Source organism: Dyadobacter sp. CY327 (genome assembly GCF_021390415.1).
Taxonomy (GTDB): Bacteria; Bacteroidota; Bacteroidia; order Cytophagales; family Spirosomataceae; genus Dyadobacter; species Dyadobacter chenhuakuii.
Genome location: NZ_JAJUXJ010000001.1, coordinates 1,005,431 through 1,030,532 on the forward strand (window position 1 = coordinate 1,005,431; position 25,102 = coordinate 1,030,532).

The 25,102-nt window shown below is 46.2% G+C and carries 18 protein-coding genes; 9 read left to right on the top strand and 9 right to left on the bottom strand.

Annotated features, from left to right (window positions below):
* Positions 1-47: 47 nt before the first annotated feature.
* Entirely contained in the window at positions 48-1,805 is a 1,758-nt protein-coding gene (gene aspS / locus LZG74_RS04285; protein ID WP_233795364.1) for an aspartate--tRNA ligase, read from the bottom strand.
* A gap of 92 nt (positions 1,806-1,897) precedes the next feature.
* Here aspS and LZG74_RS04290 point away from each other — a divergent pair, with 92 nt between their 5' ends.
* From LZG74_RS04290 to LZG74_RS04310, 5 genes are all read left to right on the top strand, one after another.
* A complete protein-coding gene (locus LZG74_RS04290) occupies positions 1,898-2,815 on the top strand; it encodes a PE-PGRS family protein (protein WP_233795365.1) in 918 nt (305 codons plus the stop codon).
* Between the two features lie 9 nt (positions 2,816-2,824).
* Complete coding sequence (locus LZG74_RS04295) at positions 2,825-4,708, top strand: CocE/NonD family hydrolase (RefSeq protein ID WP_233795366.1); 1,884 nt, start codon at positions 2,825-2,827, stop codon at positions 4,706-4,708.
* Between the two features lie 32 nt (positions 4,709-4,740).
* Positions 4,741-6,828 (top strand): prolyl oligopeptidase family protein, encoded by a 2,088-nt coding sequence (locus LZG74_RS04300; protein ID WP_233795367.1) that lies wholly within the window; start codon positions 4,741-4,743, stop codon positions 6,826-6,828.
* A gap of 291 nt (positions 6,829-7,119) precedes the next feature.
* Positions 7,120-9,243 (top strand): bifunctional aldolase/short-chain dehydrogenase, encoded by a 2,124-nt coding sequence (locus LZG74_RS04305; protein WP_233795368.1) that lies wholly within the window; start codon positions 7,120-7,122, stop codon positions 9,241-9,243.
* A 128-nt stretch (positions 9,244-9,371) separates the two neighbouring features.
* Positions 9,372-10,655 carry a TIM barrel protein gene (locus LZG74_RS04310; protein ID WP_233795369.1) on the top strand — a complete coding sequence of 428 codons (1,284 nt, stop codon included), beginning with the start codon at positions 9,372-9,374 and terminating at the stop codon, positions 10,653-10,655.
* 252 nt (positions 10,656-10,907) lie between these two features.
* Here the strand turns inward: LZG74_RS04310 and LZG74_RS04315 are convergent, their stop codons facing one another.
* Entirely contained in the window at positions 10,908-11,927 is a 1,020-nt protein-coding gene (locus LZG74_RS04315; RefSeq protein ID WP_233795370.1) for a GntR family transcriptional regulator, read from the bottom strand.
* Positions 11,928-12,022: 95 nt separating this feature from the next.
* The gene (locus LZG74_RS04320; RefSeq protein ID WP_233795371.1) at positions 12,023-13,378 is read right to left on the bottom strand and encodes a DUF6600 domain-containing protein; all 1,356 of its coding nucleotides are present in this window, start codon (positions 13,376-13,378) and stop codon (positions 12,023-12,025) included.
* Between the two features lie 303 nt (positions 13,379-13,681).
* Between LZG74_RS04320 and arfB the strand changes: the two genes are divergently transcribed.
* Both arfB and LZG74_RS04330 read left to right on the top strand, forming a co-directional pair.
* On the top strand, positions 13,682-14,089 hold the full coding sequence (gene arfB, locus LZG74_RS04325; protein ID WP_233795372.1) for an alternative ribosome rescue aminoacyl-tRNA hydrolase ArfB: 408 nt from the start codon (positions 13,682-13,684) through the stop codon (positions 14,087-14,089).
* A gap of 33 nt (positions 14,090-14,122) precedes the next feature.
* Complete coding sequence (locus LZG74_RS04330; RefSeq protein ID WP_233795373.1) at positions 14,123-15,364, top strand: MFS transporter; 1,242 nt, start codon at positions 14,123-14,125, stop codon at positions 15,362-15,364.
* 12 nt (positions 15,365-15,376) lie between these two features.
* On the opposite strand, the gene LZG74_RS04335 is transcribed toward LZG74_RS04330, so the two are convergent.
* From LZG74_RS04335 to LZG74_RS04345, 3 genes are all read right to left on the bottom strand, one after another.
* The gene (locus LZG74_RS04335; protein WP_233795374.1) at positions 15,377-15,718 is read right to left on the bottom strand and encodes a DUF6984 family protein; all 342 of its coding nucleotides are present in this window, start codon (positions 15,716-15,718) and stop codon (positions 15,377-15,379) included.
* Positions 15,715-16,761, bottom strand: a complete 1,047-nt coding sequence (locus LZG74_RS04340; protein WP_233795375.1) for a hypothetical protein — start codon at positions 16,759-16,761, stop codon at positions 15,715-15,717. Before LZG74_RS04340 ends, LZG74_RS04335 begins: the two co-directional genes overlap by 4 nt.
* 86 nt (positions 16,762-16,847) lie before the next feature.
* Positions 16,848-20,291 (bottom strand): HEAT repeat domain-containing protein, encoded by a 3,444-nt coding sequence (locus tag LZG74_RS04345; RefSeq protein ID WP_233795376.1) that lies wholly within the window; start codon positions 20,289-20,291, stop codon positions 16,848-16,850.
* A 216-nt stretch (positions 20,292-20,507) separates the two neighbouring features.
* Here LZG74_RS04345 and LZG74_RS04350 point away from each other — a divergent pair, with 216 nt between their 5' ends.
* Together LZG74_RS04350 and LZG74_RS04355 are read left to right on the top strand one after the other, a co-directional pair.
* Positions 20,508-21,800 (top strand): hemolysin family protein, encoded by a 1,293-nt coding sequence (locus LZG74_RS04350; RefSeq protein ID WP_233795377.1) that lies wholly within the window; start codon positions 20,508-20,510, stop codon positions 21,798-21,800.
* Positions 21,801-21,844: 44 nt separating this feature from the next.
* Positions 21,845-22,258 carry a hypothetical protein gene (locus LZG74_RS04355; protein WP_233795378.1) on the top strand — a complete coding sequence of 138 codons (414 nt, stop codon included), beginning with the start codon at positions 21,845-21,847 and terminating at the stop codon, positions 22,256-22,258.
* 101 nt (positions 22,259-22,359) lie between these two features.
* Here the strand turns inward: LZG74_RS04355 and galU are convergent, their stop codons facing one another.
* The 3 genes from galU to LZG74_RS04370 all read right to left on the bottom strand — a co-directional run bounded on the left by galU (position 22,360) and on the right by LZG74_RS04370 (position 25,013).
* Positions 22,360-23,223 (bottom strand): UTP--glucose-1-phosphate uridylyltransferase GalU, encoded by an 864-nt coding sequence (gene galU, locus LZG74_RS04360; RefSeq protein WP_026630622.1) that lies wholly within the window; start codon positions 23,221-23,223, stop codon positions 22,360-22,362.
* Positions 23,224-23,335: 112 nt separating this feature from the next.
* Complete coding sequence (locus LZG74_RS04365) at positions 23,336-24,331, bottom strand: mevalonate kinase (RefSeq protein ID WP_233795379.1); 996 nt, start codon at positions 24,329-24,331, stop codon at positions 23,336-23,338.
* Between the two features lie 154 nt (positions 24,332-24,485).
* Complete coding sequence (locus LZG74_RS04370) at positions 24,486-25,013, bottom strand: YceI family protein (protein ID WP_233795380.1); 528 nt, start codon at positions 25,011-25,013, stop codon at positions 24,486-24,488.
* Positions 25,014-25,102: the final 89 nt, after the last annotated feature.

The following is a 25,102-nucleotide window of genomic DNA, read 5'->3' on the forward strand; positions in this document are numbered from 1 at the left end:
ATATCTAAATTCCCCGGTAAAATATATTAATCCGATAAATATTTTCACTATTCTACTTTAATCGCCAATTCTTTCAATTGTGCGTCCGATATAACAGAGGGTGAATCAATCATCACATCACGCCCTGAATTATTCTTTGGAAACGCGATGAAGTCTCTGATAGAGTCCGCTCCGCCAAAGATGGAACACAGACGGTCGAATCCAAACGCAATCCCAGCGTGGGGAGGAGCGCCGAACTCAAATGCATTCATTAAAAATCCGAACTGCTCCTGAGCCTCTTCCTCGGTAAAGCCAAGAATTCCGAACATTTGCTTTTGAAGCTCTTTTTCAAAAATCCTTACAGAACCTCCGCCAACTTCAACGCCATTGATTACCATATCGTATGCATTGGCCCGAACTGCTCCTAAGTTCCCGTCCAGTAAAGCAATATCCTCCGGCTTCGGACTGGTAAAAGGATGGTGCATGGCAAACCAGCGATTTTCAGCTTCTCCATATTCCAAAAGCGGGAAATCCAGCACCCATAATGCTCTGTATTCATCCGGTTTTCTCAATCCCAGCCTCGTTCCCATTTCAAGGCGAAGCTCATTCAATTGCTTCCTCGCTTTGTCTGCTGCGCCTGAAAGGATCAAAATTAAGTCTCCTGGCTTAGCATTAAACGCCTCAGCCCATTTCTTAATATCCTCTTCGGCGTAGAATTTGTCAACGGACGATTTCAGTGAACCATCGGTATTATAACGAACATAAATCAGTCCTTTGGCTCCGATTTGCGGACGTTTCAACCAGTCCGTCAGCTCGTCCATCTGCTTGCGGGTATATACGGCGCTATCCGGTGCGCAGATGCCCACCACCAACTCGGCATCGTCGAAAACACCGAAACCTTTGCCCGAAGTAAGATCCTGCAAAGCTCCTTTTAATTCAACAAACTGCATATCAAACCGGATATCCGGCTTGTCTGAGCCGTAAAGGCGCATTGCATCCGCGTAAGTCATGCGTGGAACCTCTGGCAGGTCCAGTCCTTTTACTTTTGCAAACAGGTTACGGATAAGTCCTTCAAATGTATTTAAAACGTCTTCCTGCGTCACAAACGACATTTCACAGTCTATCTGCGTAAATTCAGGCTGACGGTCAGCGCGTAAATCCTCATCCCGGAAACATTTAACGATCTGATAGTAACGGTCGAAACCTGCTACCATGAGCAATTGCTTGAATGTTTGCGGAGATTGCGGCAATGCGTAAAATTCACCCGGGTTCATGCGGCTCGGCACGACGAAATCACGCGCGCCTTCCGGTGTGGATTTTATTAATACGGGTGTTTCAACTTCTATAAAGTCCAGGTCGTCCAGATATGCACGTGTATGACGCGCAACCTGATGCCTTAATTGTAGATTTTTACGAACATTATTTCTTCTTAAATCCAGATATCTGTATTTCATCCGGATATCATCGCCGCCATCCGTTTCATCTTCAATAAGGAAAGGGGGCAACTTGGCCGGATTCAGAATATTAAGCTCAGAAACACGGATTTCAATAGCGCCTGTGGCAATTTTATCGTTTTTAGAAAGCCTTTCAATTACCTGGCCTTTTGCTGAAATAACGAATTCGCGGCCCAATGAGCGCGCGATTTCAAGCACATCAGCCTGTGTTTTTCCCTCTTCAAAAAGAAGCTGAGTTAGTCCGTAGCGGTCACGCAAATCAAGCCAGATCATGCCGCCCTTATCACGGACACGCTGAACCCAGCCACACAATACAACTTCTTGATTTACATGTTCTAAGCTTAACTCTCCACAGGTATGGGTACGTAACATATAACTTTTTTAATACTGATATAGTGAAACTGCCTGATAATAAATGCCGCAAAAGTACGTATTTTTAGCAAATCTAACATGAAGTGTTTTTTATGAAATTATATAAAAGGCTGAGCAGACAAGCAGGAGTGGTTTTGTCATCCATTATTTTTTGTGTGAACTGTTCCTGCGATACCGACCCCACTACAAACCCTACGACCGCCGCCGATTTCGATATGACGCCTCAGAAAGTGGCAATTACCCCCGGCATTATTGACGAAGCATCCGGCATTGTCCCGAGTTACAGCATGCCAGGAAATTTTTGGATCAATCAGGATTCAGGCCAGCCGAGCTCGTTGTATCTGTTAAGTGCAGACGGGAAAAATATAAAGGAAATGAAGGTTCCAGGTGCTGCTAACCGGGATTGGGAGGATGTGGAGATTGGCCCCGGTCCGAATGCAGGTGTTAATTATCTTTACATCGGTGATATTGGAAACAACAATGAGCCCAAAAGCCAGGTTGGTGTGATTTACAGGGTTCCGGAAGTGAGTGATGCAAATGCGAATTTTGACGAGACAAAATTGGAAAAGATCACATTCAGTTATCCGGACGGAACCAGAGACGCGGAGGCATTAATGCTGGACCCGACCACCAAAGACCTTTTTGTTATATCAAAAGAAGGGCAGAACACCGGAATTTATAAGCTTGCCTTTCCCCAGTCTACAACGCAAACCATTGTTGCTGAAAAAATGGGAACAGTGCCTGACGTAGGATTAGCTACGGCTGGAAATATTTCCAAAGATGGCAGCGAAATCCTCATCAGAACTTATCTTGCTGTATATTATTGGAAAATAAAGGCGGGAGAATCTGTGGGGCAAACATTAACTCAATCCGCTACAAAGCAATTGCTGGTCGCGCTGGAACCGCAAGGAGAGGCCGTTTGTATGGACGCCGATGGAAAAGGATTTTATACAATCAGTGAAAAATCCAATGCTGCCAGCGTCACTTTGAATTTTTACAAAAGAAAATAAACCAAAGCCATGCTTAAAACTTTACTAAGCGTCGTTCTGATGCTCGTTATTACTGTTGCAAATGCGCAGAATGGGGATGAGAAATTCATCCGGGAAAACTATACCAAAGCCGAATATGACATCGCGGTTCGGGATGGCGTGAAATTGCACACGATCGTTTACAGTCCGAAAGACGCATCTGCAGAAAAAAAATATCCGTTCTTAATGCAGCGCACATGTTACAGCGTTGCGCCTTACGGGCCGGACAATTATCCGCCGAGGATTGGGCCGAGTCCTGCATTAATGCGTGATAAATTTATTTTCGTATACCAGGATGTGCGCGGCCGCTACATGAGCGAAGGCGAGTGGACCAACATGACGCCGCACATTGCACAGAAGAAAGGAAAAACAGATGTGGACGAAGCCTCAGACACTTATGACACGATCGAATGGCTGCTCAAAAACATTCCAGATAACAACGGTAAGGTAGGCCAGTGGGGCATTTCCTATCCCGGATTTTACACCACAGCGAGCGCACTTTCCGAGCACCCTGCCTTAAAGGCATCATCGCCGCAAGCGCCCATCGCCGACTTCTTTTTTGACGATTTTCACCATAATGGTGCATTCACACAAGGTTATTACCTCACATTTCCGGTTTTTGGGATTAAACCGCCCAAGCCAACGACATCTTCCTGGTTTGCGGGAGATATGTTCGAAGCCAAGCCTGATGGTTACACATTCAACCTGAATATGGGCCCTCTCAAAAATTTTGATAAATATTATTCAAAAAATTTCTATTGGCAGGAAACAGTTAATCATCCTAACAAGGACGAGTTCTGGCAAAAAAGAGACATTCTGCCGCATTTGAAAAATATTAAGCATGCTTTCATGACGGTTGGCGGCTGGTTTGATGCAGAAGATCTTTATGGTCCTTTGAACACTTACAAAACGATTGAGAAAAACAATCCTTCTACTTATAATACGATTGTTGTCGGACCGTTCGGGCATGGAAGATGGAGCAGGGAAACCGGCCATACATTGCACAATGACATTTATTTCGGCGATAGCATTGCCACTTTTTACCAAAACAACATTGAGGCGAAATTTTTCAAGCATTTCCTGAAAGAATCGGGTGATGGGAAAACGGGCTTGCCGGAGGCTTATATGTTCGATACAGGTAAAAAAGCCTGGCAAACATTTGACAAATGGCCCGTAGCGGCTGTTGAAAAACGCAAACTATATTTCCACGAAAGTGGTAAGCTGGATTTCAAAGAGCCCGCGCAAGCCAAATCGGTGAGTGAATATGTGAGCGATCCGGCCAAACCGGTTCCCTATACGGCCAATTACAAGCAAATGTCGGGTTTTACGCCATTTGAATATATGTCGGAAGACCAGCGTTTCGCTTCCACACGACCGGATGTGCTTGTTTTTCAAACGGATGTGCTGGAAAATGACATTACATTAGGAGGTGAGATTACAGCATTATTAAAGATCAGCACCACCGGAACCGATGCCGATTTTTTTGTAAAACTAATCGACGTGTATCCTGGTGATGAAAAAAATCATGAATATCTACCCAATCCAACAACCGTTCTGGCGGGTTACCAGCAAATGGTGCGAAGCGAAATCATGAGATCGAGATTCCGGAACAGTTTTGAAAAGCCGGAAGCACTGGTGGCCGGCAAAATGACGGACATTAAATTCCGCTTGCAGGATGTTTTGCATACATTCAAAAAGGGCCATCGCATTATGGTCCAGGTACAAAGCACAGCATTCCCGCTTTTCGACCGCAATCCGCAGAAATACGTGGAAAACATTTACAAGGCTGAGGCATCCGATTTTATCAGCGCAAAGCAGACTATTTATCATCAGGCCAGCGCAGCCAGTTCACTTGAAGTAGACGTTATCAAATAATGCGACATTTTTTTAATCTTAAAAACATTGCAATGAGTACGATTGCCGCTTCCATGCTGACCAATGGTTTGGCTCAAAAGCTAGATTATCCATCTACAAACCGCGTTGATCACATCGATGAATATCACGGAATCAAGGTTTCTGATCCTTATCGCTGGCTGGAAGATGACCGCTCAAAGGAAACCGGCGAGTGGGTTAAGGCACAGAATGAAGTCACATTCAAGTATTTAGATAAAATCCCTTTCAAGAAGAAAATCTTTCTTGATCTGGAAAAGGCCTACAATTATCCCAAATATTCGGCTCCGAGGAAAAAGGGAGACTATTATTATTTTTATAAAAATGATGGTCTGCAAAATCAAGCAGTGCTGTATCGCCAGAAAGGAGAAAATGGAGCGCCTGAAACCGTAATCGATCCCAACAAACTCTCCGCGGACGGAACCACCAGACTTACTGTTTTCAGCCTGTCAAAAGACGGGAACCATGCTGTTCTGGGCTTTTCGCAAGGCGGCTCCGACTGGCAGGAATATCAGGTGATGGACATGAAAACGCTCACAATGCTTGCTGATAAGGTAGAATGGGTGAAAATCTCCGGCGCGGCATGGCAAGGCGATGGCTTTTATTACAGTCGTTATCCAAAACCGGAAGGCAGCGCGCTGGCCGCCAAAAACGAAAATCACCAGGTTTATTTTCACAAAATTGGAACAAAACAAAGCGAGGACAAGCTCATATTCGAAGATCCGGCAAACCCGCAACGTTTCCACACCATCGGAACCACTGAGGATGAGCAATTTGCCGTGCTGAGCGTAAGCGATCGCGGAAAAGGAAAGGATGGAAATGGTTTGTGGATTTTGAAAAAGGGAGAAACGAAATTTACGCCTATCAAAGAAGAGATCACCGATTTTCAATATGGTGTGATTGAGAACATTGGCGACGACTTTCTAATTGAAACCAATGAAGACGCGCCAAACAGCAAGGTTATGCGCTATGTCGCGGCGTCCAAATCCTGGAAAACGGTTCTCCCCGAAAAGCCCGAGCCTCTGCTAGGTGCAGGACTTGCAGGTAACAAGTTATTTGCGTCCTATTCCAAAGACGTCAGCAGCCGAGCTTATGTTTATAGCATTGACGGTGCATTGGAAAATGAGGTGAAGCTGCCCGGCTTGGGAACAGCCAGCGGATTTGGCGGTGAACGTGAGGACAGCTTTGTTTTTTACACCTATACATCATTTAATTACCCGCCTACCATCTTCAAATACGACATTGCCAGCAAGAAGAGCGCTGTTTTTCGCGAACCTGAAGTGTCATTCAAGCCCGAAGATTATGAGACTGAACAGGTTTTCTATCCCAGCAAAGACGGCACCAAGATCCCCGCGTTCATTACTTACAAAAAAGGAATGAAACGCGACGGCTCCAATCCCACGATCCTGTACGGATATGGCGGTTTTAATATCAGCCTAACCCCGGCTTTCAGTCCTACGCGCATTCCTTTTCTGGACCAGGGCGGCATTTATGTGCAGGCCAATTTGCGCGGAGGGAGTGAATACGGCGAGAAATGGCATGAGCAGGGGATGAAGCTTAAAAAGCAGAATGTGTTCGACGATTTCATTGCTGCTGCTGAATTTTTGATCAAAGAAAAATATACCTCTGCTTCGAAACTGGCCATTCAGGGTGGTTCTAACGGCGGATTGCTGGTAGGAGCAGTCATGAATCAGCGGCCTGAGTTGTTTAAAATTGCGTTTCCGGCAGTAGGAGTAATGGACATGCTCCGTTTCCACAAATTTACCATTGGCTGGAACTGGATCGCCGACTACGGCAGCAGCGATAACGCCGAGGAATTCAAAGTTCTTTACGCTTATTCTCCGTTGCACAACATTAAGGAAGGCGGCAAATATCCTGCAACAATGATCACCACAGCTGATCACGACGACCGCGTGGTGCCCGCACATTCATTCAAATACGCCGCTGAACTCCAAGCCAAAGCCGGCAAATCATCCGATAACCCATTACTGATCCGCATCGACACCAACTCCGGCCACGGCGCCAGCAACACCAAAAAAGCATTAGAAACGCAAGCGGATATTTACGCTTTTATGTTTGCGAATATGGGGTTGGTTTGGAAGTGATGCATTGGCGTGATTCAATGCGTCTATACTAATTCGCATATTAAGTAAGGTAAAAAGCTCTTAAAATGGTCTGAACTATGAAAGCATGGTTCAGACCATTCTTGTTTTCGGTCAACTTCTTAATCTCCCATTATTTCTCAATTTATTTCTACATGCAGGATACAACAGGACGGTGGGAATTGGTAAGTTTTCTAATCTTGTGACAGTTACAGAGTAGTATTCATGAAGTGATGCCCTTTCAGAAATTGGAATCACTTTCCTCAAAAATGATAATTAATCAACTAAGAATATATGAGCAGTTCTAATGTAAGCCAGTACAGGTATGTTAGCTATTTATGGGATGAAAGCAAAGCGGCCTCGCTTGGTGATGATCAGGTAGCACTTCTTTTGTACCGTTCCAATTTGTTGGGTGCAGACCTCCGTCTTACTAATTACGCGGGTGGTAACACAAGTTGTAAAACCATCGAAAAGGATCCGCTGACCGGTAACCCGGTTGAAGTAATGTGGATCAAAGGTTCTGGTGGCGACATTGGCACTTTAACAAGAAGCGGCCTGGCTGGACTTTATCAGGATCGCCTGCACAATCTGAAAAACATTTACCGCGGACTGGAATTTGAGGATGAAATGGTGGAGCTTTTCAACCATTGCATTTACGATCTTAAATCCAAGGCGCCTTCCATAGATACGCCTTTACACGGCTTATTGCCCTTTAAGCACATTGATCACCTGCACCCGGATGCATTAATTGCCATTGCAGCGTCCAAAGAAGGAGAGGCGATTACCAGAGAACTGTTCAACGGGGAACTGGCGTGGGTGCCCTGGCAACGTCCCGGTTTTGATCTTGGATTAAAACTGGAACAGGCACTGGCAGAAAATCCGGGCATACGCGGAATCGTATTGGGCGGTCACGGCCTGTTTACCTGGGGTGATACGGCTTACGAATCTTATATCAATACGCTCGATACAATTGAAAAAGCTTCGGAATATCTGAATGAGCATTATGGCAAAAGCCGTCCGGTTTTCGGAGGCCAGCGCCTAGAAAGTGAGCCTGAAACACGTCGCTCAGAAATAGCCGGCAAACTGGCTCCTTATCTGCGCGGACTGGCTTCTGAGCAGCAAGCCATGATCGGTCATTTTACGGATGACGCGCGCGTGCTTGAATTCATCGGCAGCCATGATCTGGATAAACTGGCACCATTGGGCACGAGCTGCCCGGATCACTTCCTTCGCACGAAAATACGTCCGTTGGTTCTGGATTTTCCATTTGAAAAGCTCGGCGCAACAGACCAGGAAATCCTGGATCAGATCCGTCCTCAGTTTGAAGCTTACCGTGTTGATTACCAGGCATACTACGACCGTTGCAAGCATGATAACAGCCCTGCGGTCCGCGACCCTAATCCGGTCATTATCTTGTTGCCAGGCGTGGGCATGTTCTCTTTTGCGAAGGACAAGCAAACGGCTCGTGTTGCGGCTGAGTTCTATATCAATGCAATCAATGTAATGAAAGGTGCGGAAGCGATCTCTTCTTACGTCTCATTGCCTGAGCAAGAAGCATTTGACATTGAATATTGGCTTCTGGAAGAAGCTAAATTGCAGCGCATGCCGAAAGAAAAGTCCGTATCACGCAAGATTGCGGTTGTTACGGGCGGTTCGGGAGGAATTGGAAAAGCCATTGCTCTGAAATTATTGCAAGAAGGCGCCTGCGTGGTGATTTCAGATATTGATGAAAAAGCATTGGCAGAAACCAAAGCGGAATTCGATGCGAAATTTGGCAAAGACTTTTCTGCAACTACCATAGCAAATGTGCTGGAAGTGGATCAGATCAAAGCTGCGCTTCATACCACGAAATTGAAATACGGTGGTGTGGATATTATTGTAAACTGTGCTGGTTTGTCTATTTCGAAACCTTTGGCAGAAACGACCATTAAGGATTGGGATATTTTGCAGGATGTTTTGGTAAAAGGCCAGTTCCTGGTTTCACAGGAAGCGGTTGCTATCATGCGTCAGCAGGGATTGGGCGGTGATATCATTAACATTGCCAGCAAAAACGGAATCGTTTCGGGCCCTAACAATGTGGCTTATGGAACGGCAAAAGCGGCTCAGCAGCATATGTCACGCCTTTTGGCAGCAGAATTGGGACCTGATAAAATCCGTGTCAATGTCGTGAATCCCGATGCTGTAATTGCTGGAAGCAAAATATGGGAAAGCGGCTGGGCAGCAGGACGTGCGAAAGCTTATGGCATCAGTGTAGCCGAATTGCCTGCCTATTATGCAAAAAGAACAGTTTTGAATGCTGAAATTCACACAGAAGACATCGCTAACGGCGTTTATATTTTTGTAAGCGGCTTATTAAACAAAAGCACCGGAAACGTAATCAACGTAGACGGCGGTGTTCCCGCAGCATTCCTAAGATAGCAAATACACGAAATATTCCCGCGACTTTAAAGTCGCGGAAATGTTTACAATAATCTTACATTTCAAGAATTTTAAATCAGACTTTCTAAGTTGTTACAACTTGGGAAGTCTTTTAAATTTTGACAAAAATGAAAATCGACCAATATCAGATAGACCAGCATAACGACAGCATATTGTCGCGCCATAACAGCCAGTTCAACTTCCTGAACGAGCAGCTGGGCGAGCAGGACATTAATTCAAATGAGATTATCAATGCTCTGAAAGCATTTCAGGTTGCGATTCCAAGCTGGGCGCTAGGCACGGGCGGGACGCGTTTTGGACGTTTTTCGGGCGGAGGAGAGCCGCGTTCGCTGGAAGAGAAAGTCGAGGATGTCGGTCTGTTACATGCATTGAATCGTTCGAGCGGGTCCATTTCGCTGCATATTCCGTGGGATATTCCCCAGCAGGCAGAGTCCATTATCAGCCTTGCAAATTCACTCGATCTGAAGTTTGATGCAGTTAATTCCAATACATTCCAGGACCAGAAAGATCAGGCGCATTCCTACAAGTTTGGGTCACTTTCTCATGTGGATCCTGCGGTTAGGAAACAGGCTGTTGAGCACAACATTGAAGTGATCAGATATGGCAAAGACCTCGGATCGAAAGCGCTATCAATCTGGCTTTCAGACGGATCGTGTTTTCCTGGACAATCTAATTTTGTAAAAGCATTTCAAAATACGTTGGAATCTTTACAGGAAATTTACGCCGCATTGCCTGCGGATTGGAAAGTTTATGTGGAATATAAAGCCTATGAGCCGAACTTCTATTCGACCGTAATTCAGGATTGGGGCAGTTCCCTGCTATTCTGCCAAAAATTAGGGCCAAAAGCAGATGTCCTGGTTGACTTAGGACACCATTTGCCTAATGCGAACATTGAACAAATCGTAGCCACACTCATGATGGAAGGCCGTTTGGCAGGTTTCCATTTCAACGATTCCAAATATGGCGACGACGATCTGACCGTAGGCAGCATTCGTCCTTATATGTTGTTCCTGATTTTTGTAGAACTGGTAGAAGGCATGAAACGCGCCAACCGCGCAGCAGACACGTACGCCTGGATGATCGACGCAAGCCATAATGTAAAGGATCCGTTGGAAGATCTGCTGCAATCGGTTGAAGCCATTTTGATATCATACGCACAGGCATTGCTCGTGGACCGCAACAAACTGGAACAAGCCAGAATGCAAAACGACGTCGTTCTTGCTCAGCAAATCCTGCAAAGTGCTTTTAGAACAGACGTTCGTCCGTTGGTTCGTGAATCCATGCGAATGAGCGGCGGATCGCTTGATCCGATTGGGTTGTTTCGGGATTTGAAAGTTCGGAATGAACTGATGAATGAGCGGGGGAGGGTGACTGTGGCGACTGGGTTGTGATAGCGTATGGTTAGGAGCGTCGTGCTTGCACTTCGGCTCCGCTCAGTGTGACAGGGCATGTAGCTGTGTCTGTCACACTGAGCGGAGCCGAAGTGAGGACCGCAACGCCCTGTCAGCCTGAGCGGCCCGGGCCGCCGGAGGGTCGAAGGCACGTCCCCAACGCCCTGTCACACTGAGCGGAGCCGAAGTGCGTCCCCAACGCTCCTGACAAGTAAACCAGCGAACAGGCGACCATGCGAACAAGCAAACACCTCATAGCGACTTCCTCCGAATCAACGTAAACGGGTTCTTCACAACTGCCCTTCTATTTTCCGTAATCAATTCCGCAGCCGTCTTCCCCATCTGCTCATGATCGGTTGAAATGGTCGTAATCCCGTCCAGCAGAATTTCCTTCAACGGCGTTTCATTATAGGAAATAATGCCGATGTCCTTCCCAATCGTCAGCTGCTGTTCGCGGCATTTTTTGATCAGATTAACCAGGTCATTTTCTTCAATGACCACGTAGGCCGTATCCTTTACTGCCGTGCTGTTCTCATGAAAATCGTACATGATCTCGTGTTCAAATTCGTGTTGGATGCAGAAGATCCGGAAACCTTTGATGATTTCTTTGGGATAGCGGATGATGGTTGGAAAAATGAGGATCAGTTTTTTGTAAACTTTCAATAAGTCAACGGCCTCATTTAACGCATAAACGATATCTTTTTCGAAGTTTTGGAAGACAGAAGAATGCTTTTTACTGTTCAGTTCAATGTCTTTATCCAACAAAATCAGCTTCTCAGGCGGGATCATTTTTAAAGCTTCAATGGCCTCTTCCGCTTTTTCGTAGAAATGCGGCATGATCACATAGTAATCGTATTCACCCAGGCTGTTTTTTATCAGATTCTTGAAAATGTTGGCATTAGAGTGGTGGATATGCAGGTCAACATTCACGTTGCGGCCGACATTCTCCACAAAAGCATTGTAAATCTGCTTCTTATAGTTACTTATTTTGTTGAAAACCAGCAGAATACGCACCGATGTCTCAATGTCGACGCGGTTGATAAAATAACCTTTGCCCCGAACGGAAATTAGTACACCGTCTTTGATCAAATGTTTGTATGCCTTTTCAACAGTGTCCCGGGAAAGCAAATACTCTTCACTTAACTGATTGATCGAAGGAATTTTATCGCCACGTTTTAGTTTCCCCTTACTAATCGCCTGCAACAGCGACTTAATGATCTGCATGTATTTCGGCGCACTTTCCTTAAACTCGATATCAAACTGTATTTCCATTAAAACGGTATTTAAATGCAGGGTAACTATAAATTAAAAACAGCCGGGCAAGAAAACTACTTTCTTACCCGGCTGTTTTATTAGGCTTTTAAAATTTATCTTGGCCCTCTGCTGCTTCTATCCGAAGCGCCGCCGCCGCCTCGTGAGCCTCTTTCGGAACTTCCCTGTGAAGAACGCGCATCAGGCGCGCTGCCTCTGGATTCATAAGAACCTCTTTCGGATGAACCACGGTCTGAGCGGCTTTCGCGTTGGACAGGCGCTTCATAGGAACCTCTGTTGGAACGGCTTTCGCGTTGGACAGGCGCTTCATAGGAACCTCTGTTGGAACGGCTTTCACGTTGAACAGGCGCCTCATAGGAACCGCTTTGCTGACGACTTTCGCGTTGAGCCGGTGCTTCATACGATCCTCTTTCCGAACGGCTTGGTCTTGTTGCAGGCACTTCGTAAGATTCTCTGTTTCCGCCGGGATTTACCGGCTCATTACCACGTTCCGACCGGCTGCTTCTTTCCGGGCCATTGTCAGGCACGTCACGGTTGGGAACTCGCTCCGCACGGGTTGGCGCTTCGTACTCGCGATTGCTGCGGCTGTTATTATCACTGCGGTTGGCCTCATATCCGGGGTTTCTGCCATTGCCTCTGCTGCTCCGGTCCGATGAACCTGCGTCGATGGTTGATCCGCGGCGATTCGCATCGTTATATCTGCTGCTGCGGTCGTTATAACCGCGGCTGTTGTCGTATCTGTCATTGCCGCGGCTATTGCCCGCAACAACCACACGTCCCCTGTTCCGCATATCAATTTCACGAACGGAAACACTTCTTCTGGTTACACGCTCAATTTCATCACGTCTCGGGCCGTAAGCGTAGGTTCTGTTGTTATTATAATAGTAGTTGTTGATAATGGTCGTTCTGCCATAGTAATGCGAAACGCGGTTGCGCGGAGCGCAGTACGAATGCCAGCGCGGGCTGGTAATGTAACGTTGCGGGACAAAAACCCACCAGAAAGAAGGCAGATTCACCGAAATGTTCACTTGCATACCAGGACCCAACGGTGCCCAGCCATAGTATCCGCCACCGGAACGCCAGTTAACCCATGCCGGGCCCCATTCATAACCCGGAATCCAGAACCAGCCATTATAATCATCAAAAGACCAGCGCCCGTAGTGAAATGGCGCCCAGCCCCAGTCGTATTCCGAAACCCAGGTGTTGCCATATTCGGTCACTTCCCAGTATCCCGCAGTGGAGTAGGGCTGGAAGCCGGATGGTGCATCTGGTACCCAAACGGAGCCATATTGCGGCGTCCGGACCCATCGTCCGTAAGGAGACAGCTCTTCATAGAATGTTTGAAAAGAAATGTTAACTCCGGGCTGGGCCTGTGTCTTGCTAGATATGGAAACACCGCCGAGCAAAAGCAAGATCAGGCCCATTATCCGAAGTTTTCGCATGATTTTCATGGCTATATGGATTAGTTGTTTTTCTTTATTTAAATCGTAGGTAAGACACACTATTTTGGTTTTGGTTTAAACGCTGTAAAACGCTGCAATCGGTATAAACAATCCACGTTGCAACAGAGTAACATTCGGATTCCAGCTTTGTTCTTAAATGATGAAATTAAGTAATTGATTATTAATGCTTTATTTGTCTATTATAAAAGATTTCAATTGCCGCTTGCTGACTGTAAGACAATTGTAAACTAATTTAGCCCTATCCGCCATCGTCAACATTAACAACACATTAACAATATTTTCAGTCAGCCAATGGTCAACCCTGAAATTTTACACAACGAACTGGTCTTTCAAACTGCGCGCAGCGGCGGAAAAGGAGGGCAGAATGTAAATAAAGTCGAAACAAAAGTGGAGCTAAGATTTGATATCAAAAATTCACAGCAACTTACCGACGAGCAAAAACAGACATTGATCGAAAAGCTGGCGAATAAGCTTACCAACGAGCAGGTCCTCATCCTGTATCATCAGACCGAGCGTTCGCAGCTGGCCAATAAGGATAAAATTATAGCCAAGTTTAACGATCTGATCAAAAAAGCATTCACCGTACAAAAAAGCCGCCGCGCTACTCGCCCTACGCTTGCTTCGAAACTGGACAGGCTGCAAACGAAGCAGCGGAATTCCAGCATTAAATCATTGCGTAAAAAGTCATTCGAAGAATAGATTCCCGGCGTTACCAATTCCTCTTTTATCCAAATGAATGCCATCACTCCTGCTCAGCCTAAATTAAGTGCCGTTTTGACCATTCCCGTTATCGTTGCCTCGCTGGGCTACTTTGTGGATGTGTATGACCTGCTGTTGTTTAACATTGTCCGTGTGCCCAGCCTGAAAGATCTTGGGTTGTCGGAAGAGGAGATTTCCCGCATAGGCGCCAACATTTACAACTGGCAGCAGGCAGGCTTGCTCATTGGCGGCTTTATGTGGGGCATATTGGGCGATAAGCTGGGCCGGAGGTCAGTTTTATTTGGATCTATTTTTACTTATTCGCTGGCGAACATTGCCTGTGGTTTTGCCAATAATGTTGAGTTGTACTCATTTTTGAGATTTATTGCAGGGTTAGGACTGGCCGGAGAGCTTGGCGCAGGCATTACGCTCATTGCCGAAATCTTACCAAAAGAGCTGCGTGGCTATGGCGCATCCGTAGTTGCCAGCGTAGGACTGGCCGGTGCTATCGCGGCATTTTTTGCGGTAAAACTGACGGATTGGCGCATCGCCTATTTCATAGGAGGAGGAATGGGACTGATACTCCTGGGTTTACGGATTAATGTGCTGGAATCCGTTATTTTCAATAAAAGCATAGAAAACCGGGCAAGCAAGTCCGTCCCGTGGTGGACGATTTTTACGAGCTGGTCGCGGTTTGTGCGCTATATCCGCTGCATGGGGATCGGGCTGCCTACTTATATGGTCATTGGAATTTATTCCACTTTTGGAAACGAATTTGCGAAAGCACTGGGCATTACCGCCGACGTACAAGCAGCATCGTGCGTGCTTTACACCTACATTGGCGTGGTAACCGGTGATTTTTTTAGTGGGATTTTGAGTCAATGGCTGCAATCAAGGAGAAAGGCAATCCTTTTAATGATGTCAATGACGCTAGCCGGGGTGGTGTGGCTGCTGTATGGCGGGATCGAATCGACTACAATGCTTTATGCTTGTTATGTATGGCTCGGATTCTCAATCGGCTACATTGCCATGTTCCTGACCACAACTGCAGAACAATTCGGGACCAACCTGCGGGCGACCGTAACAACGTCTGTTGCTAATAATGTAAGGGCAACTGTCCTGATTACATTGCCTGTTTTCCAGCTTTTAAAGCCGGGCTGGGGCGTTTTGAGTTCGGGTGCAATCGTTGGTGCCGTTTGCTTCGGGCTTGCCTTGCTTTCGCTCTGGAAAATGGAAGAGACTTATGGAAAGGAACTGGATTACGAAGAGGTCTGAAAGCGAGCGTTTTTACTCTGCTTTTTGTGAAAATATCAGCTGATCCGGCCGCGGGTAGTCGATTAGTTTTGAAAAATCTACTTTCCAAAAGTCAAGGTCGAGGAGGTGATTTTGAGTGTCTTTGGTGAGTGTGATAACAACCGGTGTGCCGTCGCTGTCGACATACTCCGCCTGAATTAAGTCGCCCTCGTACGCGTCAACATTCCCTCCCAGACTAATGCTCCCCATTTTTCCACCCTCATATTCGTCCACATCATTATTGATCGGGAAATCCTTTGGGTCGAGGTTTAATGTTTGGAGCAGAAAATGGATGAGGTTAATTTCGTTTTGTCTGATGGGCCTTATGCTGCTCATGAATCCGCTTTTGATATGCTGTTTTTATTTCTCAACTGCTCGGCTTTTTTTCCTACAAACCAGAATGACAGCGCGAGAACGGCAAAGAAAATCCCTTTGTTGGTCCTGTCCCAGAAATATTCAAAATATCTTGTATAAATATTAACCAGGAAAAACACCAGTCCCAGGTCCCGCAATGTTTCCAATTTGTTCTGAAACGCGTAAACAAGCAATAGGGCAAGCATAATACTGAAACCCAGCGCCCAATACCAGAAGTAACTCTGCTTAATCGCCGTCCACCCACTCAGGTCATCGTAATTTCCAAAAATGGATAGTGTCCACGCGGCCAGCAAAAATAGGAAAAGGCCAATGGAGTAAGTTGTTTCCTGGAAGAATGGCAGGAGTTTAAGCTTTTGCAAACCAATAGAAAATAACCAGATAGCCAGTCCGAAAACGGTCATCCGCAACGGATAATTCATTCCCAGAAACCGGTAACTGCCACCGGACCAGAAATGTGTCTGAGCGCCCCACCAGCCTGCCAGTGAAATGATCATCACCGTCCATAGCAATGTAGAACGGAGGAAAACCGCCACGCCACCGTAAACAACGGTTGCTATGAGCAGTGGAATGGCATAGTTTCCGTCAAAATTGGTAAAACTGCGCGTCCAGTAAGTGATTGCGACGCCGATAGTGAGGATAATGGTAATGTTGTAGGTTTCATTGCTGGCTTTTGAAGCGGGATATTTGGTTTGTCTTCTTTTGGCAAGATAAATAAATAAGGCTGCCAGTGCAGTGAAGCCAATCCCAAAAATGGTTTCCGAAAAGCCCCATTTGTTACGCAGTTGTTCCAGCCACTTTTCATCAAGCACCAAAGCACCAAATGCAAGCAAACCACAAGAAACAGCCGAAATCAGCGCGTAAATAGCGATCGCATCCACATTGGCATTACGCAACTGATAACTGTTCCGCAGTTCCTCCGCCAATTCCCCGGAAATCTTATTGCTCTCCTGCCAATACTGAATAGCCTTACTAACCGCCTCCGCCTCCTTCTTATCTAATTCCATTAATGCGAACGTTGATGAACTGAAATTGTGCAATGGATTTTTGATAAAAAGTCCGGGCCAATTTCATAACCCGGACTTTCTCATTCTTATCTCCCGCTTTTCAACCCCGACAAAAACTCGACCATATCCCTGATTTCTCTTTTGGACATGATTGTGCCCATGGGGGGCATGCTGGATGGGACGTTGTCGCGTTTGGCGATCCTGGCGGTTGCGATTTTTAATGGTTCGGCTTCTGATGTTTTCAGGACCAGTTCGTGGTCGCTTTCCTGGGTCAGGATTCCTGCGGCGGATGTGCCGTCTTTCAATGTAAGCATAACCATTCCGAATCCGGGCGAAAGCCGTGCGCTTGGCTCGATCAGCGCCTGTAATATTTGATCTCTTGAAAGCACATTGCCAATGTTGGAAAGGTTAGGGCCAACTTCGCCGCCCTGGCCGCCGATAGAATGGCAACGCACGCATTCCGCAGCAGAATTGGTCATAAAATATCTTCTGCCCAACTGTGCATTTCCGCCAAAAAGCGCATCCTGGTAGTCAGCAACGGTCATACCAGTCGTACGCAGCGGAGCCAGTTTCGCGATCAGCGCGTCGGACTTGGTAGAGTCAACTGCCTCCGAAAGATCCAATGCAAGACTCTGTGGCAATTTCTTGTCTGACATCTTACCGATCAGATCTTCAAAAATACCTTGTGTTTTAGCCACAGGGATCGTGCCCAAAACACGTAACATTTGCTGCTGTTCCTTTACACTTCCTTTTTCAAAAATGCTTTTTGAAATGTCGGTCAATGCTTCTTTTGACATATTTACGCTTCCTGCCATTCCCAATGCCGCTGTGCGCACATCGGCGTCTGTATCGGTCATGCCGAGCTTCATCGCCGTTTCCATATCCGAATATTTCAGTTCGTTTAGCGCGACAAGCATGGCGGTTCTTACTTTCGCGTCCTTATGCGTGCTCAGGATCTTTGCCAAAGCAGCATTGTTTTCAGACATTCCCAGGTTTGTTACCATTTGCGCAGCTGCGATCAATGTGCCTGCGTCGTTGTCATTCAGTAATCCTGCAACAACCGGCTGAACTTTCGACTTCACAAGCGCTGGATCACGTTCCACAAAGCCTCTGTAACGACCGTCCACGCGATCCATAACGGATGGGCTGGCCCAGGTTCCCAATGCTGCCAAAGCCTCAGTGCGGACGTCTTTGTCCACATCTTTTCGTTGTGCAAAAGCAATGAGATTATCCAGCTGGTCATTTGTTCCAACGCGCAGGGAAGCATTTATCGCTCTTCTCAGCAATGGCTCGGAAGTGAATCTTTTCTCTTGCAAAAGCGCTGCTAATGCAGGCAGGGAAGCAGGAATAGACAAGTCATCATTGATCGCACGAGCTGCCTCGGTTACAATGTATTCATCTTTATCCTGCAAAAACACGCTAACTTTTTCATTACGCAGTCGTCTTAAAACAAGCACGGCGGCAGTCCTGAGCGATTTTTCAGGGCTGGATGACAAGGCTACGATCGGTTCAACCTCACCAATCCGGGACAATGCAAGCACGGCGGCATGTCTTAAATAAACATCCTGATCATTATTGGTTTTTATCATTGCCAAAAGTGGCGCAACGGCTTGTTTGTCAGCAATGCGTCCGAGCGCCTGCGCTCCGAAGAACTGCATTCTTGGGTTCTTTGATGCAAGCATAGGGATCAGCATGGGTCCAGCTTCGGCAATTTTTGCGTCGCCGAGCACTTTCGCCGCTTGAACCGAAATTTCTTCATCCGAATCTTTCAGCAATGTCATCAGCACATTCGCATAGGATTTGTCCTGACGCGCCAATTGTCCCATTCCCCAGATACCGTGAATTCTTTCCAGCTGATTGCCTGTTTGCGCAATGGCTTTGCTCAGAACGGCTGCACCTTTTGCGCCACGCGTTGCCAGTTCAAACTGTGCTTTCTGACGGATACGCATATCCTGGTTGCCCAATAAGGTCAACAGCATATCATCCGTTTGCTTTGTGTAATCCAGTTGCATAAGGCGTTTTGTCACCGTCCGCAGCTCTTTCAGGTCATTTTTGTCATCCGAGACATCCAGTTTCCAAACCCTTCCGTAATTTTTTGTATCCCAACCATTGATCCAGTCAGCCACGTACAATGCACCATCCGGCCCGAAGCGAATGCCCGTGGGCAGGATTCCGTTCAAGATATTTTTTTCACCATCTAAAACGAATGACGCACCTTTCGGCTTCAAGCCAAATGCCCAAATCGGTGAACGGGCAGGGTTACCCACGAACTCAACCAGGAAGAATTTGTTTTTCCAAGCCGATCCCAATGCTGTCCCCGGGTTGTATTGCATACCCGTCGGACCGTTGTGGAAATTCTGAATGGGCGGGATAATGTATGCCGCCTGGCCATCCCAACGCGGTTTATACAATTGTTCATCCATCCAAACTTTATAACTGTTGTTCTTAGGATCCGTATATTTTCCGTATTGCCAGTTCGACCTCCAACCTGCGTCAGAGCCTTCCACAACATGGACCAAACGCTCACTTTCACCTGGATGGTCACCATCGTTATCCGAGCTGATCAGGTTTCCGTATTCGTCGAAGACAAATTCATGCGTGTTTCTCAAACCATGCGCAAAAACCTCGAAATCACTTCCATCAGGGTTAGAACGGGCAATGATGCCCGAGTTTGGATGCTCGTGTTTCACGCCTTCGGCTGTGGTAATGTTAGCGCCAATGTCCCCGATGTTCCAGTAAATTTTACCGTCCGGTCCTTCAATCGGGTTAGACATTCCGTGACCCCCAAAGCCAATGTGGACGCCATAACCGTGGCTAATGGAGGTTTTTTGGTCCAAAACCCCGTCACCGTTTGTGTCTGTCAGTCTCCATAGATCCGGAGCAATTGCAACGAATGCGTCTTTCGCGCGAATCAGGACACCACCGGCAACGTCGGAAACTTCTTCAAAGAAATCGTCCAGAATCCGCATGGAAATATCTGCAATGCCATCATTATCAGTATCTTCTATGCGCCAAACTTCATCTTTTTCTACGGCTAGATCTTTCCAGTCATGGCTTCCGTCGCCATTCAGGTCTTTCAGCCAGCTGTTTTCCTTGCTTTTCTCAGGCGCAAAGGTGCTGCGCAGAAAAGCGCGACGCTCTTCCACAGTCTGCAACGCAATAGAAGCGGTCATCCAGTTCCGGTGACCCCGAATGTCAAACTCTGAATTTTTCTGACGGTTCGTTCTGTTCAAATAAACCCTTCCCTGATCGTCAACAGATATTGCAACCGGGTCCGGTGCAAGGGAATCTGATGCCCAAAGATCGAGTTTGAGGCCGTCAGCAAGCTTAACGACCGTTTTGTCACGGATTTCTTTGGCGCGTGCTTTACCTGTTGCTGCATCCTCTTTAATGATAACAGCTGTGCTGTTCGTCTTCGACGTAACACCCGTTTTGGAGCCAGTCGGCGACATTTTCATGCAAGAGACCACGACAACACCCGTGGCAGCAAGAAGAAATAATGGTTTTCGTAAATGTTTCTTGGAAATCATTGAGGCAGTTCCTTATTCAGGATTTAGTTATAATCTTGTTTGGTCAGAATAAATGAAAATTAAAGAGGCGCTACACCAGTCATTATACTGTCAAAAACGCATTCAATACAATATTAAAACAATTCAGGTTGCACGCTTATGTGCCCTGCTGTATTATTTGGAATAATTTTTTCATAACATGCAGTTCATTACCCTTTTTTCAAAAACACATCTTGAATGGCTATCCAGGTTTTAATAACATTAGTACTCGTCTTGTTAAATGGTTTTTTTGTGGCTGCGGAATTTGCGATTGTGAAAATCCGAGCCTCGCAATTGGAGCAAAAAGCGCAGGAGGGGAATCCAATGGCCGTTTTATCAAAAAAAATCGTTGCTAATCTGGATGGATATCTGGCTGCTACGCAATTTGGAATAACACTTGCAAGTCTTGGTTTGGGTTGGATAGGGGAGCCGGTTGTCTCTAAGATACTGATCGGGGGAATGGAACTGGTGGGAATTTCACTGGAACCTGAGCTGGCGCATCAGATCGCTTTGCCCGCCGCTTTCGCCATTATCACGGTGCTGCACATTGTTTTTGGTGAGCTGGCGCCTAAATCCATCGCGATACAACGCCCCGAGGCAACTACTTTATTCCTTTCGTATCCGTTGCATGGCTTCTATCTTGTTTTCAGGCCGGTTGTATGGATGCTGAATGGCATTGCTAACTTTATTCTTAAAGGAGTGGGCATCACACCTTCGCACGGGAGCGAAGTGCATAGCAGCGATGAGTTGCGTTATCTGGTTCAGCAGCAGAAGGATAGCGGCATGATCGAAGCGGCAGACTATGATCTGATTAAAAACGCATTCAATTTTTCCGAACGGATCGCCAAGCAGATCATGATTCCAAGGCCGCAGGTTTTTGGCATTGATATCAACGATTTTGATGAGGCTAAGCTTGAAAAAGTCATTGAAGAAGGCTATTCCAGAATTCCGGTTTATGAAGATACACTGGACCAGATTGTGGGCGTGCTGCACTTGAAAGATCTGCTTTTAAGAATGCGGCAGGGAAAAGAAATCGTGCTTAATGAGCTTATCAGGCCCATCTCTACGGTTCACGAATCCAAACCGATTGGTGCATTATTGCGGGATTTTCAGCTCAGCAGGCAGCAAATGGCGGTGATTATTGATGAATATGGCGGTGTTGATGGCATTGTGACGATGGAAGATATCCTGGAAGAGCTGGTTGGGGAAATTCAGGATGAGTACGACAACGAGATTCCCATAGTGAAGAACGAAAGCGACAATACATATACAGTCTTAGGTTCAGCATCGATCACGGATATTAATGACAAACTGCCACACGATATATCAAAGGAAAGTGATTACGAAACGCTGGCCGGTTATCTGATCTACAAATTCGGCAGAATTCCGGCTATTGGTGAAAAACTTAAAACCAAACATTTTGAATTCACCATTCTCAAAAAGCAGCGGGCAACCATATCGCAGGTAAAAATCACTGTGTTTGATGACTGATTATTATTTGTTGAGATTCAATAACACTCCAATCTGACAATGTTATGAAACAGGCCGGTATATATTTGATTGTATTATTTCTTACAGTGTCTGGTCCTGCTATCGCTCAAACAAAAAAGAAGGATTCTTTCCCTACTTATGAACAGATCAGAGGCAACAAATCAGAAATTTACGACTTCGTAGCGCCTCAAAGCGTTCAGGTTAGCCCAACTTCCGCAATTCCCGAAACCGGTAAATACAATTCCATTAAGCGCAGCATTCTCACCGACCACGGGTTTGACGTTTTCGGTTATCCCAAAGACAGTGCTACTTATATTTTAAATGGCAGAAGGGAAAAGAACGCAAAACGAGCAGAGACGGAGATCAGGACAAACAGCAGGAACATTACCGATATTTCAATCGGCGCAGTGGATGAGAGAGGGAAGCGGGTGATCAGGATAGATTATGAGGTGAGGTAGCTATTAGCCCTGTCAGCCTGAGCGGAGCCGAAGGCGCGTTACCAAGGAGTAGCGCGCCTTCGGCTCCGCTCAGGCTGACAGGGCTGCAAAAAAGCAACTCCCTACTTATTCAAGATATCAATCAAAAACTGCCTGAACGGCTCAGCAAACTCTTTCCTTTTCAATGCAAACTCAACCGTTGTTTTCAGATAATCTAGTTTATCGCCAATGTCGTGGCGCTTGCCTTCTATACGGTGTGCGTAGATATTTTCGCGTTTTAAAAGGAGTAACAATGAATCCGTTAGCTGGATCTCGTTGTTTTTGCCCTTTGGTGTTTGCTCGATTGTATTGAAAATTTCCGGTGTCAGAATGTAGCGGCCTGCTATGGCGAGGTTGGATGGTGCGACTTCGATGGCCGGCTTTTCAACCAGGGCGCTCAATTCCATGATGGTGTCGCTTAATGATGTCCCGCCTACAATTCCGTAACGGTTTACTTTCTTGGGATCAACTTCCTCTACCGCGATGACTGAGCCGCCAAACTGCTCGTAAGTGTCCATTAACTGTTGGGTAACAGGGATTACAGAATCCATGATTGTATCGCCCAAAAGTACAGCAAACGGCTCATTGCCAACGTGGTGTCTTGCATAATAAATTGCGTCCCCTAATCCATTGGCTTCTTTTTGTCTTACAAAATGCACATTGGCCATGTCGGCCAGGCGGCGCATTTCATTGAACCACATCAAATCTTCCTTCTCTTCCAAACGGCTTTCAAGTTCTACATTCCGGTCGAAATGGTCTTCGATGGCTCGTTTTCCTTTTCCTGAAATAATCAGAATGTCCTCAATGCCGGAATCAACCGCCTCCTGAACCACATACTGGATCGTAGGAATGTCGATAATAGGAAGCATTTCTTTGGGCATCGATTTGGTTGCAGGCAGAAAACGGGTTCCAAGTCCGGCAGCAGGAATTACAGCTTTACGAATCATATGATGTTGGCTTTCGGCCGTTAGCATTCAGCCTTCGGCATCGTTGGTGTTAATTGGTAAATGTATCTTTTTTAATGAAGTCTTTTGAAGGTAACGGCGGATCACCGGTGGCCTAAACCACGAAAGGCTTAATCACCCGGGCATTATGTTTTTTAAGCTCTACAAAAAGCTGGTTCAGCATATCATCATCATGATAAATGCCGATGATTGTTCCGCCGGATCCAGCGAATTTCGCAGATGCGCCGCAGGAACGGGCTGCATTGATCAGCCTTTTGTTGGACTCGGGCACATTGTAAATTTTGCAGCGCAAATCAAAATTCTCATTCATTAACTGATGGAGATCGTGCGCACGACCCTCGATGAGGGCTTCGCGACCGTCCGCTGCTTTTTTCGCAATCTGTCCCAGGACGTCAATTACGTCGGTCTCTCCGCGGTCAAAACGTGTCCTGACATCGCTGTGCACCTTGCCGGAAACTTTGCTGAGGTTGGTGTTATAAGCTACATATAATTTGGGAAGCAAAGCTGGATCTATCCGTTCGTAAAGTCCATAACCTTGACGGTCGATGAGCTCTTTGTCAAAATCCATATAAACACAGCCTTCATAACATTGGATCACGCGGTCCTGTAACCCGGCTGTAATGCCGAGTTCTTCGGTTTCGGTCACCATGACGAGCTGCGGAAGGATTTCCTTGGGAATTTCAACTTTATAAAACTGCATTAGCGCGCGGAACAATGCAACCACGATCGCGCTTGAACCTGACATGCCAACCTGACGCGGAATGGAAGACCGGTAACGAACAGTGAAATTCCGGTTAGGAAGCCGGATGCCGTTGTCTTCGCAGTAATCCCCGAATTTCTTGATCCCCGCTTTAATCAGCGGAATCCCACCATTGTAACCCAGCATGCTAACCGTGTCGCGCAAGTGAAAAATGCTGCGAAATGTGCTCTCATCCTGCGGCTCCGATTCAATATGGAGTTCAGGGGATTCATACAGTGAAATGGAAGCGCCAAAATTTCTGACAGAAATGGATATCGTTTTCCCAAAAAAACCATCAGAAGGATTGCCTAGCAGCCCGGCGCGGGCATATGCACGAGTTTCAATTATCAAGGTAGAATTCTTTTTTAGCCAAAAGTAATAACTTAATGACGATACAATGCGATTTTGCCCTGATATGCCTGCAATTATTCAGAAATGGGAGGGCATAAAAAAAGCGGGACGATTACTCGCCCACGCTTTAACAGGAATGGTTTACTATAATATCTTATTGCTTTACAACCTGGATGTTAGCGATCAGTTTCACATCGTCACCTACAACCACGCCGCCTGCTTCTGTTACTGCGCTCCATTCAAGGCCGAATTCTTTACGGTTGATTTTACCAGTGATTTCAAATCCTGATTTATTGTTTCCGTAAAAATCGGTCATGTTACCACCGTATTCAACAGCAAATTCAACCGGCTTGGTTACGTCTTTCACGGTCAGATCACCTTTCAAAGTATAGCTTTCATCGCCTTTTTTGGCTAATGTTCCTTTGATAGTCAGTTTAGGATGTTTCGCTGCATCGAAGAAATCTGCTGATTTCAAATGCTCGTCGCGTTGTGCCTGGTTAGTGTCGATGCTGTTAATGTCTGCCGAAAACAGAACGGTTGCACCTTCAAAATCTTCTGTTTCCGTTTCTACTGAACCTTCGAATGTTTTGAATGCGCCGGTTACAGTTGAGATAACCAAGTGTTTAACTTTAAACTGAACTTCTGAATGCGTTGGATCAATTACCCATGTTGTAGTAGCCATATCTATATCGTATTTAATGTTTTTACATTTAATGTATATACATGTAAATTTAAGGATTAGTTCAGAAGTGCAAAAAAAATCCCGGATAT